This is a genomic window from Phyllobacterium sp. 22229, from assembly GCF_052056495.1.
GTDB lineage: Bacteria > Pseudomonadota > Alphaproteobacteria > Rhizobiales > Rhizobiaceae > Phyllobacterium > Phyllobacterium myrsinacearum.
The window spans coordinates 298250-312917 of record NZ_JBQEPA010000003.1; the positions used below are offsets into that span (position 1 = coordinate 298250).

The 14668-nt window shown below is 61.7% G+C and carries 13 protein-coding genes; 1 reads left to right on the forward strand and 12 read right to left on the reverse strand.

Translation table 11 applies throughout. The features are described from left to right. Nucleotides 1-30: 30 nt before the first annotated feature. Complete coding sequence (locus ACTJJ7_RS05435; protein WP_440965836.1) at nucleotides 31-930, reverse strand: LysR substrate-binding domain-containing protein; 900 nt, start codon at nucleotides 928-930, stop codon at nucleotides 31-33. A gap of 108 nt (nucleotides 931-1038) precedes the next feature. Between ACTJJ7_RS05435 and ACTJJ7_RS05440 the strand changes: the two genes are divergently transcribed. Next, nucleotides 1039-1230: a hypothetical protein gene (locus ACTJJ7_RS05440; protein WP_440965838.1), complete on the forward strand. Its 192-nt coding sequence runs from the start codon at nucleotides 1039-1041 to the stop codon at nucleotides 1228-1230. Between the two features lie 62 nt (nucleotides 1231-1292). Here the strand turns inward: ACTJJ7_RS05440 and ACTJJ7_RS05445 are convergent, their stop codons facing one another. From ACTJJ7_RS05445 to urtB, 11 genes are all read right to left on the reverse strand, one after another. Then, complete coding sequence (locus tag ACTJJ7_RS05445) at nucleotides 1293-2948, reverse strand: OFA family MFS transporter (RefSeq protein ID WP_440965840.1); 1656 nt, start codon at nucleotides 2946-2948, stop codon at nucleotides 1293-1295. Between the two features lie 169 nt (nucleotides 2949-3117). Then, complete coding sequence (locus ACTJJ7_RS05450; RefSeq protein ID WP_130268777.1) at nucleotides 3118-3369, reverse strand: formate dehydrogenase subunit delta; 252 nt, start codon at nucleotides 3367-3369, stop codon at nucleotides 3118-3120. Beyond that, nucleotides 3362-4297, reverse strand: coding sequence for a formate dehydrogenase accessory sulfurtransferase FdhD (fdhD, locus tag ACTJJ7_RS05455; protein WP_440965842.1), 936 nt, complete (start codon nucleotides 4295-4297; stop codon nucleotides 3362-3364). Before fdhD ends, ACTJJ7_RS05450 begins: the two co-directional genes overlap by 8 nt. A gap of 2 nt (nucleotides 4298-4299) precedes the next feature. Then, nucleotides 4300-7179 (reverse strand): formate dehydrogenase subunit alpha, encoded by a 2880-nt coding sequence (gene fdhF / locus ACTJJ7_RS05460; protein ID WP_105736186.1) that lies wholly within the window; start codon nucleotides 7177-7179, stop codon nucleotides 4300-4302. Between the two features lie 9 nt (nucleotides 7180-7188). Next, a complete protein-coding gene (locus ACTJJ7_RS05465; protein ID WP_440965844.1) occupies nucleotides 7189-8745 on the reverse strand; it encodes a formate dehydrogenase beta subunit in 1557 nt (518 codons plus the stop codon). Continuing rightward, nucleotides 8742-9215, reverse strand: coding sequence for a formate dehydrogenase subunit gamma (locus ACTJJ7_RS05470; protein WP_440965846.1), 474 nt, complete (start codon nucleotides 9213-9215; stop codon nucleotides 8742-8744). Before ACTJJ7_RS05470 ends, ACTJJ7_RS05465 begins: the two co-directional genes overlap by 4 nt. A 102-nt stretch (nucleotides 9216-9317) precedes the next feature. Further along, nucleotides 9318-10214 carry a LysR family transcriptional regulator gene (locus ACTJJ7_RS05475; protein ID WP_105736192.1) on the reverse strand — a complete coding sequence of 299 codons (897 nt, stop codon included), beginning with the start codon at nucleotides 10212-10214 and terminating at the stop codon, nucleotides 9318-9320. 65 nt (nucleotides 10215-10279) lie between these two features. Further along, nucleotides 10280-10975: an urea ABC transporter ATP-binding subunit UrtE gene (urtE, locus tag ACTJJ7_RS05480; RefSeq protein ID WP_440965848.1), complete on the reverse strand. Its 696-nt coding sequence runs from the start codon at nucleotides 10973-10975 to the stop codon at nucleotides 10280-10282. A gap of 36 nt (nucleotides 10976-11011) precedes the next feature. Next, nucleotides 11012-11758, reverse strand: coding sequence for an urea ABC transporter ATP-binding protein UrtD (gene urtD, locus ACTJJ7_RS05485; RefSeq protein WP_440965850.1), 747 nt, complete (start codon nucleotides 11756-11758; stop codon nucleotides 11012-11014). A gap of 3 nt (nucleotides 11759-11761) precedes the next feature. Continuing rightward, the gene (gene urtC, locus ACTJJ7_RS05490; protein WP_440965852.1) at nucleotides 11762-12949 is read right to left on the reverse strand and encodes an urea ABC transporter permease subunit UrtC; all 1188 of its coding nucleotides are present in this window, start codon (nucleotides 12947-12949) and stop codon (nucleotides 11762-11764) included. Further along, nucleotides 12946-14568, reverse strand: coding sequence for an urea ABC transporter permease subunit UrtB (gene urtB / locus ACTJJ7_RS05495; RefSeq protein ID WP_440965853.1), 1623 nt, complete (start codon nucleotides 14566-14568; stop codon nucleotides 12946-12948). Before urtB ends, urtC begins: the two co-directional genes overlap by 4 nt. Between the last annotated feature and the right edge of the window lie 100 nt (nucleotides 14569-14668).

Below are 14668 nucleotides of genomic sequence, written 5' to 3' on the forward strand. Positions count from 1 at the left end.
GTTCAAACTTCAGTATAACTTGTCAACAGATCATGCGGTGGGCGCACGGATGTCTTCGGCGATTTCAGCGCGGATCCAGGCCTGGAAATGCTGCATTTGCTGGGTTGGCTTGCGGTTTTTCGGCGAAACCAGCCAATAGGCGATATTTGAGGGTACACGCAACGGAAACGGCGCCACCAGCCGGCCATCCGCCAGCGTGTCCTCGACGAAGAGTTCCCAGGCCAGCATGATGCCTTGCCCGCTGATCGTTGCTTCGATCGCCAGCCATGGATCGGAGAATGTCGGCCCGTCAAAGGCGAGTGGGCCATCGAGCCCGGCAGCGGCCTGCCATTCGTCCCAGCTGAACATGGGGTTCTCGTAACAGATGATTGGCTGGCGGAAAATGTCCGCCGGTCCGGTCAGGCGTTCGGCAAAGGCGCGCGTGCAGACCGGGAACATCCTTTGCGGCAGCAGGCATTCCGGCGTGCCGTCCCGCCACTCGCCGCTGCCAAGCCGGATGGCGAGATCGATGTCGGAACTCTTCAGATCGAGCACGCCAGGCGAAGGATCGATGCGGATTTTCATTTCTGGATGCGCTGCCCGCAGCCGTCCCAGACGCGGCACCAGCCATTTTGACGCGAAGGTCGGGGCGACGGAAAGAAGCAGGGGCTGCTCGACATCGTCCGCCAGTGCCACGGCGCGTGACAGATGCTGAAAACCCTCTTCAAGCCGGGCGATGAAAGCCTTGCCGAAGAATGTCGGGACCAGCCCCGCCCGCGTCCTGTCGAACACCGCGTGGCCGATCTGTGCTTCCGTGCGGATCAATTGCTGGCTGACCGCACTGACCGAAACGCCAAGCTCGGCGGCGGCTTTCGGCAATGACCCCAGCCGCCCGATTGCCTCAACGGCACGCAATCCGTTGATGTGAACCCTATTCAAATTCTTCATCATGCAAATTCTTCATCCAGTTTTTCTACATCAAGATATCGCCATTCTTGATTGCATCGCGCAGGAAACGGGCACAAAATAGCACACCCCTCAAGTACTGGGACATACCCAATGAAGATTTTCTGGCTAATAAAATGGTTCGCAGAGGCTCTCGTCCCGCCGGGCGAGGAGAGCAGCCATGCCGATCATGATGCGCTGGATCACTGGCGCCGTGATCCGCTCTCTCATCCGGCGCTGCAAGCCATGGGCCTGGATGAACTGGCCGACCTGCCCTTCGACCCCTGCGGCCTGCGCAGCTGCTGACCGGGGTTCAAAATGCAAACAGGCCCCGCGAACGGAGCCTGCCTTGATGCGCGTGAACACGGTTACCGGAACAGCACGACCGCCTGCTGCACGGTCACCCAGACACCCCAGAGGATGGGAATACCCACCGCCGCCCAGGCGAGCGCCGCCTTGGCATCGAGCCCGCCATGGCCGATGCCGAACGAGCCGGTGGCGCCGGCATCCGCCGTCTTGGTCTTGGCCTGCAGCGCGGCAACCTCGGCGTCGGACATGAACCATTTCGATGCAAGCGGGCGGATAAAGAAGTTGGCGATGAAGCCCAGCGCCAGCATGCCCGCAAGAATATACATGGTGCGGTCATAGACCTGATCGCGCGGCACACCCGCATTGATCTGGAACTCGCGGATGTAATTGACCACGACAGGCCCGACGATACCCGCCGTTGCCCAGGCCGTCAGCAGCCGGCCATGGATGGCACCGACGAACTGCGTCCCGAAAATATCGGCGAGGTAGGCCGGGACCGTGGCAAAGCCGCCGCCATACATGGACAGGATCACGCAGAAAATGGCGACGAACAGCGCCTGGCTGCCCATATGGGCGGCGGTCGGCGCCAGCGCATAGAGCACGATGCCAAGCGCAAAGAAGGTAAAATAGGTGGCCTTGCGGCCGATCCGGTCGGAGAGCGAGGCCCAGAAGAATCGCCCGCCAATGTTGAACAGGGAAATCAGGCCGGCAAAACCAGCCGCAATGGAGGCGATGGCGGTTTTCTGACCGGCATCCAGCTGGGTGAAGCTGACGTCAGGCAGGCCGATGAGTTTGCCCGCAAAGATTTCCTGCAGCATGGGCGACGCCATGCCGATCACGCCGATACCGGCGGACACATTGAGGCAGAGCACCGCCCAGATCAGCCAGAACTGTTTTGTCTTGTGGGCATCGCGCAGATGTACGTGCCGCGTCGTGATCATCGCCCTGGCATCGGTCGGCGGTGTCCAGCCTTCCGGACGCCAGCCGGCTGGCGGAATGCGGTAGCCGAACGCCCCGCACATCATGAAGACGAAATAGCCCGCAGCCATGACCAGAAACGTCTGCCAGACACCGACTGAGTCCGGTGACTTGAAATGATTCATCAGAAGGTTGGCCAGCGGCGCCCCGATCATGGCGCCACCGCCAAAGCCCATGATGGCCATGCCGGTCGCCATGCCGCGCCGGTCGGGAAACCATTTGATCAATGTGGACACCGGAGAGATGTAACCGAGCCCGAGGCCGATGCCGCCAATCACGCCGGCGCCGACCCACATCAGCCAGAGCTGGTGGGTGATGACGCCGATGGCCGCCAATACCATGCCCCCGCACCAGCACAGTGCAGAGACCACGCCAGCCTTGCGCGGCCCGACGCGTTCAAGCCAACCGCCCCAGATGGCGGCCGAGCAGCCAAGAAGCACGAAAAACAGCGTGTAGATCCAGCCGAGATCGCTGACGCGCCAGTCGCAGCTCGTGGTGAAAAGCGCTGTCAGAAGATTGAGATCCGCACAGGCAACCGATTGCTCGACGCCGATGGCGCGCGACAATGGCAGCCAGAACACGCTGAACCCGTAGGCCATGCCGATACAAAGGTGAATGGCAAGCGCTGCGGGCGGCACCAGCCACCGGTTGAAACCCGCTTTGGCGACGATGCGCTCCCGGTCGAGAATACCCGGGTTTTCATAAATGCCCGGCCCTGCCCTGTCCGTTGCTGACATGTGAATTCCTCCTCCAAGCCCTCGTGGCGGTCGTTCATGTTTTGGTATTTCAGTTTTTCTGCCGGTACCGGTTCAACCCCGACTGGTTTGTTGTTCCGCTGTTCTCCGGCCTTCCGGGGGCGAGCGGGCAATCCACATTGAGCTGGCGAGAACCCAGCCCTCGCAACGATCAAGCCGAGACAGGACCCGGCCTACGGATATGGGACGCTGCCTCGACCACGAGCGGATCAAGGCCATTGTCGTTTTTTTCCAGGATGGCAAAGAGCTGGGTACGCATGCGCGGCTCCCAGAAATTGTTGATATGGCCGGCGACACCCTCCACCGCCTCATCCTTGGGCTGGGTGTGAAAGAAGGTGGCGATCTGGTTGGCCATATAGACCAGCTTGTCGGCGGTCGACTGCCGGTGATTCTCATTATCCATATTGCACCAATCGAACGGTTGGACTTTGCACAAGGGTGGGCGAGACCGGGTCCGGATTGGATTTTCCGGATGCAGCGGCGTCATCGGCTGCGACCGTCACGGCATTTGCCGCGACCGGGATGCGCTCGGGACGCGTGAAGACATCGAATTCATCGCCGCGCACCAGCGCAACAAGGGTCATGCCCGCCGCCTGGGCAGTGCGCACAGCCAACGCCGTCGGCGCGGATACGGCAATCAGGACGGAAGCGCCGATGATCGCCGCCTTCTGCACCATTTCGATGGAGACGCGGCTGGTGATGACAACGGCGCCCGATGCGCCGCTGATGCCTGTGCGGCAAAGGGCACCGGCAAGCTTGTCGAGGGCGTTGTGGCGGCCGACATCCTCGCGCGCGGCCACGATACCCTGACCGGGTATATAGAACCCGGCCGCATGGACTGCGCCGGTTTCGTTGTGCAGCGGCTGCAGCGGCGACAGCAGCCGCACCGCCTGCGCCAGATCACCCGGCGTCAGCTGCAGGCGCGTCGCGCCGACGGAAGCCACCGGCTTCAACGCCTGCTCGATGGATTCGATGCCGCACAGCCCGCAGCCGACAGGCCCCGCCATGCGGCGGCGGCGGTCGGTGAGTTCCTGTCCGGCCGCATCGGCGAGGCGCAGCTGGACATCGATGCCCTCGCCATGCTCTTCAATGGCTATGTCGCTGATTTCCTCGAGCCGGGCAATAATGCCTTCCGACAGGCTGAAGCCGATGGCGAAATCCTCCATGTCGGCCGGGCTTGCCATCATCACCGCATGGGTGCTGCCATTGTAGCTGAATGCCACGGGTGTTTCCTCGGGCACCATGCGGCTGCCGGTCGCGTAGACATCGCCCTCGCCCTTGCGGCGGCGGGTGATGCGCGAAGCCTGCAACCGTGTGGGGCGCCCGGCCATGACTATTCTGCCGCGTCGAGTGTATGGGCGATGCGCCGGCTCTGGCGGGCCTGCTCGTCATACTTGACCTGCCAGTCGCTCGGCCCGTTGGACGCGCCCACCTGCACCGCCGTCACCTTGTATTCCGGGCAATTGGTCGCCCAGTCGGTGAAATCCGTGGTGATGACATTGGCCTGCGTCGTCGGGTGATGGAAGGTCGTATAGACTACGCCGGGTGAAACCCGGTCGGTAATCAGCGCGCGGAGCGTGGTCTCGCCGGAACGGCTGGTGATCCGCACCCAGTCGCCATCGCGGATGCCGCGCTGTTCGGCGTCATGCGAATGAATCTCCAGCCGGTCTTCCTCGTGCCAGACCACATTGTCGGTGCGGCGGGTCTGCGCGCCGACATTGTATTGCGAGAGAATACGCCCGGTTGTGAGAAGGAGCGGGAATCGCGGTCCGGTCTTTTCGTCGGTTGCCACATATTCCGTGCGGACGAACTTGCCCTTGCCGCGGGCAAAACTCTCGATGTGCATGATCGGAGTGCCCAATGGCGCCTTTTCATTGCACGGCCACTGAACGGAGCCTTCTTTTTCCAGAAGGTCATAGGACACACCGGCAAAGCTCGGCGTCGTCAGGGCAACTTCATCCATGATCTGCGACGGGTGCGTATAATTCCAGTTGAGACCCATGGTCTGCGCCAGTTTCTGGGTGACCTCCCAGTCGGCAAAACCGTTCTTGGGGCTCATGACCTTGCGCACCCGGTTGATGCGGCGTTCGGCATTGGTGAAGGTGCCGTCCTTTTCGAGGAAGGTCGAGCCCGGCAGGAACACATGGGCGTAGTTGGCGGTCTCGTTGAGGAAGAGGTCGTGGACCACGACGCATTCCATGGCGGCAAGACCGGCAGCCACATGCTTGGTATCGGGGTCGGACTGGAGAATATCCTCACCCTGGATGTAGATGCCCTTGAACGTGCCATCGACGGCTGCATCCAGCATGTTGGGAATACGCAGGCCCGGCTCGTCCTGCAGTTTGACGCCCCACAGCTTGTCGAAGATATCGCGGGTCGCCTCGCCGGAAACATGGCGGTAGCCGGGAAGCTCGTGCGGGAACGAACCCATGTCGCAGGACCCCTGCACATTGTTCTGGCCGCGCAGCGGGTTCACGCCAACGCCCTTGCGGCCGATATTGCCGGTCGCCATGGCGAGGTTGGCAATGGCCATGACCGTTGTCGATCCCTGGCTGTGCTCGGTCACGCCGAGACCATAGTAAATGGCGCCGTTGCCACCGGTGGCGAACAGCCGGGCGGCTTCGCGCAGCGTCTGCGGCGGGACACCGGTCAGTTGTTCGATCGCTTCGGGGCTGTGTTCGGGTGCGGATACAAAGGCAGCCCAATCCTGGAACTCATCCCAGTCGCAGCGCTCGCGGATGAACTTTTCGTCGAACAGGCCTTCCGTGACAATGACGTGGGACAGCGAGGTGACCACGGCCACATTGGTGCCGGGGCGCAGCGGCAGGTGATAGGACGCCGCCACATGGGGCGAGCGCACGAGATCGATGCGGCGCGGATCGATGACGATGAGCTTGGCACCCTTGCGCAGACGCTTCTTCAGGCGCGAGGCAAACACCGGATGGCCATCGGTCGGATTGGCACCGATGACGATAACGACATCCGTATGCTCGACGCTGTCGAAATCCTGCGTGCCGGCCGATGTACCGAATGTCTTGTTCAGGCCGTAACCGGTCGGCGAATGGCAGACGCGGGCGCAGGTGTCGACATTGTTGTTGCCGAAACCGGCACGAACCAGCTTCTGCACGAGGTAGGTCTCCTCGTTGGTGCAGCGCGAGGAGGTGATGCCGCCGATGGAATTGCGGCCATACTGGTACTGGATGCGGCGGAATTCATTGGCAACGTGCTTGTAGGCTTCGTCCCAGGAGACTTCGCGCCATGGATCGGAAATCTTCTCGCGGATCATCGGGTTGAGGATGCGATCCTTGTGAGTCGAGTAGCCATAGGCAAACCGGCCCTTGACGCAGGAATGGCCGCGATTGGCCTTGCCATCCTTGTAGGGAACCATGCGCACCAGTTCTTCGCCGCGCATTTCCGCCTTGAACGAGCAACCGACACCGCAATAAGCGCAGGTGGTCACCTTGGAATGTTCCGGCTGGCCGATCTGGATGACCGACTTTTCCGTCAGCGTTGCGGTCGGGCAGGCCTGCACGCAGGCACCGCAGGAAACGCACTCGCTGTCGATGAAATGCTCATGCATCCCAGGCGAAACGCGGCTGGAAAAACCGCGGCCTTCGATGGTCAGCGCAAACGTGCCCTGCACTTCCTCGCAGGCCCGCACGCAGCGCGAGCAGACGATGCATTTCGATGGGTCATAGGTGAAGTAGGGATTGGATTCGTCCTTGGGCAGCCAACGGTCATTGGCAACGTTGTCCGCCTTGGCGAAGACGTGGTTATCGCCCTGATAGCCGTAGCGCACATCGCGCAGCCCGACCGCACCGGCCATGTCCTGCAGCTCGCAATCGCCATTGGCGGCGCAGGTCAGGCAATCCAGGGGATGATCGGAAATGTAAAGCTCCATCACACCCTTGCGGATGTCCTTGAGGCGCTGGGTCTGGGTGTGGACGACAAGACCGTCCATGGCCGGCGTGGTGCAGGAGGCGGGCGTGCCATTGCGTCCTTCGATCTCGATCAGGCAAAGACGGCAGGAACCGAAGGCATCGACCATGTCGGTCGCGCAGAGTTTCGGGACCTTGATGCCCGCTTCCATCGAGGCGCGCATGATCGAGGTGCCCTCGGGGACGGTGACCTCGTTGCCATCGATGGTCAGGGTGATCATCTTTTCGGATCGGGAGGCGGGTGTGCCGAAATCGATTTCGTGGATCAGGGACATTTTGGGCTCCTATTCCGCCGCTTCCGCGACGGGCGCAGGACGAAAATCTTCAGGAAAATGCGTCAGCGCGCTCATGACCGGATAGGGCGTGAAACCGCCCAGGGCGCAGAGCGAACCGAACTTCATCGTGTTGCAGAGATCGGTCAGAACCGCGATCTGCTTTTCCGGTTCGATGTTGGCGGCAATGCGATCGACAACCTCGACGCCCCGGGTCGAACCGATGCGGCACGGCGTGCACTTGCCGCAGGATTCGACAGCACAGAACTCCATGGCAAAGCGCGCCTGTTTCAGCATGTCGACGCTGTCATCGAAGACAACGAGCCCGGCATGGCCGATGAGCCCGTCCTTGGCGGCAAAGGCCTCGTAGTCGAAGGGCGTATCGAAGAGTTCGCGCGGGAAATAGGCGCCGAGCGGGCCGCCGATCTGCACTGCCTTGACCGGACGTCCTGTCGCTGTCCCGCCGCCGATAGCATCGACGATTTCGCCGAGTGTCAGGCCGAAGGCGGTTTCAAAAAGTCCGCCATACCGAACGTTACCGGCAATCTGCAGCGGAATGGTGCCGCGCGAACGGCCCATGCCGAAATCCTTGTAGAACGCCGCGCCCCTGTCGAGAATGACCGGCACGGAGGCAAGCGATATCACATTGTTGATGACCGTCGGCTTGCCGAAAAGCCCTTTATGCGCCGGCAAAGGCGGCTTGGCGCGGACGATGCCGCGGCGGCCTTCGAGGCTTTCCAGCAGTGCGGTTTCCTCGCCGCAGACATAGGCACCGGCGCCAACACGCACTTCGATGTCGAAAGCATGGGCAGACCCCAGCACCGAAGCGCCGAGCACGCCAGCCCTGCGGGCGACCACCAGCGCCTCATTCATCACGGCGATCGCGTGCGGATATTCGGAGCGGGTATAGATGTAGCCCTTGGTGGCACCAACGGCGATGCCGGCAATGGTCATGCCTTCGATCAGGACGAAAGGGTCGCCTTCCATGATCATGCGATCGGCAAAGGTGCCACTGTCGCCCTCATCGGCGTTGCAGACGATGTATTTACGTTCGCCTGCCGTATCGAGGACGGTTTTCCATTTGATGCCGGTGGGGAAACCGGCACCGCCGCGTCCGCGCAGGCCGGATTCGGTTACCTGAGTGACGATTTCGAGCGGCGAAAGGGCAAGAGCTTTCTCCAGGCCCTTCAAGCCATCATGGGCGCGGTAATCATCGAGCGAGACGGGATCGGTTATGCCGCAGCGGGCAAAGGTCAGGCGGGTCTGTTTTGCCAGAAATGGCAATTGTTCGGTCGGGCCGAGCCAGAGTGGGTGAGTCCGGCCTTCATTCATGCCGGCGTCGAGAAGCGAAGCCAGGTCAGACGGTTTGACCGGACCGTAGGCCACACGGCCAGCGGGTGTTTCCACCTCGACCATCGGTTCGAGCCAATACAGGCCGCGCGACCCGTTGCGAACAATGCGCGCATCGAGATTGCGGGCGACAATCTCGTCCTGCAGCGTCCGGGCAACCTTTTCGGCGCCGAGGGCAAGCGCGCCGGAATCGCGCGGAACAAAGAATGTGACCGTCATAGCCGCACTCCCGTCGCTATTTCTTCGAGTTTTTCGTCGTCCAGGCGGCCAATGACCTCGCCGTCCAGCATGGCGGCGGGTGCACAGGCGCAAAGCCCGAGGCAATAGACCGGTTCGAGCGTTACCGCACCGTCGGTGGTGGTTCCGTGCCAGTCAATGCCGAGCAGTTCGCGGGCTTTTCGGGCCATGGCATCGCCACCCACCGATTGACAGGCTTCCGCACGGCACAGTTTCAGCACATGGCGGCCGGCCGGATGGTCGCGGTAATCGTGATAGAACGTGACCACACCATGCACCTCGGCGCGCGATATGTTCAGCGCCTGGGCAATCAGCGGCAAGGTCTCCTGCGGCACATAACCGAACTCCCCCTGCAACTCGTGCAGAATCGGAAGGAGCGGACCTTCTTGACCCTTCAGTTGATTGATAATGCCTATCGCTCTCCCAGCGATATCGGTACTTGCGGTCTGCATTTCGTGCAGCGCCCTCCCTAAATGCTCCTCGTAGCTTAGAACAGATCAAAAGCGGCACAACAAATCAATATACCAGTCCCGTTGATCGATAGAAGATTTCTATCAAACCATATTCAGGTCGATGGCAAGCGCCCGGGCCTCATGCAGCAGCGCGGAGACCAGCGGCGTATGGGGCTCGCGGTCGGCCGCGACCAGTCCAACGAGGTGGCGGGCGTCGGGCTCGACAATGGGAATGGAACGGATCGGCTCGGAAAAACCCAGCGTTTCCGCAAGGTTGAGCGGCATGATGCTCGCCCACTTGCCCGTGCGTATGTGCGAAAACAGCACAATCATCGAATTGGATTCCAGCGTCGGATGCACATCGACCCCCGCTTCGTGCAGATGCTTGTTGATGATCCGGCGATTCTGCATGTCCTGGGTGAGCAGGCAGAGCGGCAATTGACCGACCTCCGCCCAGGTCACAAATTCGCGATCTGAGTACGTGCTGCCGGTCGAGGTGATCAACTGGTAGCGTTCCGAATAGAGCGGAACCGAGGTCACCCGCCCGAGCGGCTCGTTGTCGAGATAGCTGATTCCCGCATCGATCTCGAAATTGCTGAGCAGCGTCAGCACTTCCAGCGAGGTGCGCGAGGTCACCGAAAAGGTCACACCGGGGTGTTTTTCGCGAAACGGTGTCGTCAGGCGCGAAACCATGGCAAGCGCGGTGGGAATTGCCGCTATTTTCACGTGCCCGGACAGGCCATAGCGGGCGGCGCGGATTTCCTCACGCATGGTCCGGGTATCGCCGACAATCCGCCGCGCCCATTCAAGCACCCGCTGGCCCTCGGGCGTCAATCCCTTGTAACGTGAGCCGCGCTGAACGAGAACCACGCCCAGTGTGTCTTCAAGCTGGCGGATCGCGGCCGACAGGGTGGGCTGCGTGACACCGCATTCCTCCGCCGCGCGGCCGAAATGCTGGTTGCGCACCAGAGCGATAAAAAATTCCAGCTTGTCGATCATCGAAATCCGTCCTCCCGCAAGACTCTATCGATGATTGCCCTCCGACAGCAAGAGCAGTACCCAATTCAGACGGTAAGGAACTTGCGCACTTCCGGCTTGTCGAGGCTCGCCGCGTCGCCGGAATGGACGATCTCGCCGCGATCCATGATGTAGACGTGGTCTGCCAGCTCGCGGCAGAAATCGAGATACTGTTCGACGAGCAGGATGGCCAGCCCGGTCTGGTCGCGCAGAAACCGGATGGCGCGGCCGATATCCTTGATGATCGACGGCTGGATGCCTTCCGTCGGTTCGTCCAGAACAAGCAGCCGCGGGCGCGTCACCAGCGCACGGCCGATGGCGAGCTGCTGCTGCTGGCCGCCGGACAGATCGCCGCCGCGCCGGCCCAGCATGGTCTTGAGCACGGGGAAAAGTTCGAAGACCTCGGGCGGTACATTGCGGTTGCCGCGTTTGGCGGCGGCAAAACCCGTCGCCAGATTTTCGCGCACGGTGAGCAGCGGGAAAATTTCGCGCCCCTGCGGCACGAAAGCAATACCGGCTCGTGCCCGGTCATAGGGCGGCTTCTTGCCGAGCGGAGCACCATCGAAGCTGATCGACCCCGACGATAGCGGGTGCTGGCCGACAATTGCCCGGAGCATGCTTGTCTTGCCGACGCCATTGCGGCCAAGGACGCAGGTGACGGATTGCGGCTTCACCTCGAGCGATATGCCGCGCAATGCTTGCGCTGCGCCGTAGTGAAGCGAGGCATTTTCAACCGTGAGCATCAGAAGGTTCCTTCCCATTGATGTGCATGCACCGCCTCATCGCCCGAGATAGACCTCGATAACGCGCTGGTCGTTGCTGACGTGATCAAGCGAGCCTTCAGCCAGCACCGAGCCCTCATGCAGGCAGGTCACCTTCACGCCGAGCTCGCGCACGAAATGCATGTCATGCTCCACCACGATCACCGAGCGGGTGCGGGCGATATCGCGCAGCAGTTTTGCCGTCTCCGCGGTTTCCGCATCGGTCATCCCGGCAACAGGCTCATCCACCAGCAGCAGTTTCGGGTCCTGCGCGAGCAGCATGCCGATCTCCAGCCATTGCTTCTGGCCGTGCGACAGATTGGCCGCCAGCCAGTGGCGCCTGTCAAACAGCCGGATCGTGTAGAGGATTTCGTCGATGCGGTCGGCTTCATCCTGGCTCTGGCGGTGGAACAGCGCTGACAGGGCCGAGCGCGGCCCCGACAGTGCCAGCACGAGATTGTCCTCCACCGTATGGCTTTCGAAAACCGTCGGCTTCTGGAACTTGCGGCCGATGCCGAGCATGGCGATTGCCGCTTCGTCATGCCCGGTCAGGTCGACCGTGCCGTTGAAATAGACCTCGCCGCTGTCCGGCCTGGTCTTGCCGGTGATGATATCCATCATCGTGGTCTTGCCTGCGCCATTCGGGCCGATGATCGCGCGCATCTCGCCCGACTGGAGCACGAGCGAAAGATTGTTGATGGCGCGAAATCCATCAAAGGAAACCGAAACGCCGTCAAGATATAGCAATGTGTCCTTGGCCTTCATGGGCTACTCCGCAGCCTGGGGTTCGGGTACCGGGGCGAGCTGGCCGCCCTGCTTCACCACCGGCGGCAGCACTTCGTCGTCCTTGCGCGCCGCATGGCTGGCGCTCCGGTTCGTCCACGAGCCGTAAAGTCCCATAATGCCCCTGGGCAGGAACAGCGTGACGAGGATGAACAGCGCGCCGAGGGCAAACAGCCAAATCTCCGGAAAGGCGGCGGTAAAGTAGGTCTTGCCGAAATTGACCAGTATCGCGCCGATAATCGGACCGATGATGGTGCCGCGCCCGCCGACCGCCACCCAGATGACCGCTTCGATGGAATTGGCGGGTTCGAACTCGGACGGGTTGATAATGCCCACCTGCGGTACATAGAGCGCCCCGGCAATGCCCGCCATCATGGCGGAGACCGTCCACACGAACAGCTTGTACCGGTCGACACGATAGCCAAGAAAGCGCATGCGGCTTTCCGCATCGCGCACGCCGACCAGCACCTTGCCGAGCTTCGAGCGGATGATGAAACTGGAAACGAGAACCGCGAGGGCCAGAAACAGGGCGGTTGCGGCGAACAGCGCCGAGCGGGTCGCCCCCGCCTGCACGTTGAAGCCCAGAATGTCCTTGAAATCCGTGAGGCCATTATTGCCGCCAAATCCCATGTCGTTGCGGAAGAAGGCGAGCAGCAAGGCATAGGTCAGGGCCTGGGTGATGATGGAGAGGTAGACGCCCGTGACGCGCGAACGGAAGGCCAGCCAGCCGAAGCCGAAGGCCAGCGCACCGGGAACCAGCACGACCATCAGCGCCGCGAACCAGAAATTGTCGAAACCGTACCAGAACCATGGCAGTTCCTTCCAGTTGAGGAACACCATGAAATCCGGCAGGACCGGATCGGCATAGACGCCGCGTGGGCCGATCTGGCGCATCAGATACATGCCCATGGCGTAGCCGCCAAGCGCAAAGAACGCCCCGTGGCCGAGCGAAAGAATGCCGCAAAAACCCCAGACCAGGTCGAGCGCCACGGCGAGTAGCGCATAGGTCAGGTATTTGCCGAACAGCGAAACCAGATAGGTCGGGATATGCAGCGGCGAGGTGTCCGGCATCAGCAGGTTGAAGACCGGCACCAGACAGGCAACCGCCAGGAGAAGGAAGATCGCAATCCGGCTGCGCCGGTCGCCATGCCTGAAAAACCATTGGGTGATCATGCCTCGATGGCCCTTCCCTTGAGTGCGAAGAGACCGCGCGGACGCTTCTGGATGAACAGAATGATAAGGACCAGCACCAGAATCTTGCCAAGGACGGCCCCGGCAAAGGGCTCAAGGAACTTGTTGGCAATGCCGAGCGACATGGCCCCGACCAGCGTTCCCCAGAGATTGCCGACACCGCCGAAGACCACCACCATGAAACTGTCGATGATATAGCCTTGGCCGAGATTGGGACTGACATTGGCGATCTGGCTGAGCGCAACGCCGGCGATCCCCGCGATGCCGGAACCAAGACCGAAGGTAAGCGCGTCGACCCATGGCGTGCGGATGCCCATGGACGATGCCATGCGCCGGTTCTGCGTGACGGCCCGCATGCGCAGGCCGAGCATGGTTTTCTTCAGCACCAGTTGCAGCACGGCAAAGACCGACAGGGCAAAGACGATGATCCAGAGGCGCGACCATGTCAGCGTCAGCATACCGGCATCGAAGGAGCCCGACATCCATGACGGACTGCCCACCTGAACGTTCGAAGCACCGAACCACGAGCGCGTCGCCTGCTGCAGCACCAGCGATATGCCCCAGGTGGCCAGCAGGGTCTCCAGCGGCCGGCCATAGAGAAAGCGGATGATTCCGCGCTCAATGACGACGCCGATGGCGCCGGAGACGAGAAAGGCGGCAGGCAGGGCCAGCAGAAGTGAATATTCCGACAGCCCCGGCATGGATGTGCGGATGATCTGCTGCACCACGAAGGTTGTGTAGGCGCCGATCATCACCATTTCGCCATGGGCCATGTTGATGACCCCCATGACGCCGAATGTGATCGCAAGACCGATGGCGGCCAGCAGCAGAACCGAGCCAAGCGACAGACCGTAAATGACGTTCTGGATGCCGTTCCAGATTTCGAGTTCTGCGTTGATGCTGGATATCGCCGCGCTGGCGGCCTGACCGACCGGCCCCTCGACACCGGCGAGCGGGGTCAGCAGACCAAGCGCCTCACGGCCGTTGCCGGACTTGATTTCAGCGATGGCTGCGATCTTCATATCGTCCGGCGCGCTGGAATTGAGAACGGCGGCGGCCTTGGCCCGCTGCATCAGCAGTTTGATCCCCGCATCCTTCTCGGACGACAAAGCCTGGTCCAGCAGCGGGATGGAGTCGGGATCGCGGTTCTTCAGGATTGCTTCGGCGGCCGACCGGCGCTCCGCCGCATCGCCGCTCATCAATGTCAGGCCGCCGATGGCAGCAGCGATATCGCGGCGCAGCCGGTTGTTGACCTTGATCTTCTCCGCCGTATTGCGCGGAACGGGAGGCAGTTTTGCACCGCTCAGCGGATCGGTTGCCGCATAATCCGAGCCGTCGCGCATACCGATAAACACCGATCTGTCGGCCTTCGAGACATAGAGATCGCCTGCACTCAATGCGTTGAGAATGGCAGCGGCGCGCGGCGCGCCGCTTTTGGCGAGCCCGGAAACAGCCGTGCTCGTCTCGTCGAAATTATCACCGGCCAGCGCCTGCACCAGCGATGTGAGTTTGGCGTCGCCCATGCCTTGCGCACCGGCGACGGCAGGAAACACGCAAAACCCGAATATCGCGATGATGGACAGGAAGCGGCTCAATGACATTCGACAATCCCACATTTGAAATTCCTGGGAGGAGCTCCATCCCCGCCATGAGACGGGGATGGAGTTGGCTTCGGCGTTGTCGCCCCCGACCCGAAGCCGG

Bases quoted from the DNA above. Each gene is read 5' to 3' on its own strand.
- ACTJJ7_RS05435 (WP_440965836.1), bottom strand. From the start codon at position 930: ATGATGAAGAATTTGAATAGGGTTCACATCAACGGATTGCGTGCCGTT.
- ACTJJ7_RS05440 (WP_440965838.1), top strand. From the start codon at position 1,039: ATGAAGATTTTCTGGCTAATAAAATGGTTCGCAGAGGCTCTCGTCCCG.
- ACTJJ7_RS05445 (WP_440965840.1), bottom strand. From the start codon at position 2,948: ATGTCAGCAACGGACAGGGCAGGGCCGGGCATTTATGAAAACCCGGGT.
- ACTJJ7_RS05450 (WP_130268777.1), bottom strand. From the start codon at position 3,369: ATGGATAATGAGAATCACCGGCAGTCGACCGCCGACAAGCTGGTCTAT.
- fdhD (WP_440965842.1), bottom strand. From the start codon at position 4,297: ATGGCCGGGCGCCCCACACGGTTGCAGGCTTCGCGCATCACCCGCCGC.
- fdhF (WP_105736186.1), bottom strand. From the start codon at position 7,179: ATGTCCCTGATCCACGAAATCGATTTCGGCACACCCGCCTCCCGATCC.
- ACTJJ7_RS05465 (WP_440965844.1), bottom strand. From the start codon at position 8,745: ATGACGGTCACATTCTTTGTTCCGCGCGATTCCGGCGCGCTTGCCCTC.
- ACTJJ7_RS05470 (WP_440965846.1), bottom strand. From the start codon at position 9,215: ATGCAGACCGCAAGTACCGATATCGCTGGGAGAGCGATAGGCATTATC.
- ACTJJ7_RS05475 (WP_105736192.1), bottom strand. From the start codon at position 10,214: ATGATCGACAAGCTGGAATTTTTTATCGCTCTGGTGCGCAACCAGCAT.
- urtE (WP_440965848.1), bottom strand. From the start codon at position 10,975: ATGCTCACGGTTGAAAATGCCTCGCTTCACTACGGCGCAGCGCAAGCA.
- urtD (WP_440965850.1), bottom strand. From the start codon at position 11,758: ATGAAGGCCAAGGACACATTGCTATATCTTGACGGCGTTTCGGTTTCC.
- urtC (WP_440965852.1), bottom strand. From the start codon at position 12,949: ATGATCACCCAATGGTTTTTCAGGCATGGCGACCGGCGCAGCCGGATT.
- urtB (WP_440965853.1), bottom strand. From the start codon at position 14,568: ATGTCATTGAGCCGCTTCCTGTCCATCATCGCGATATTCGGGTTTTGC.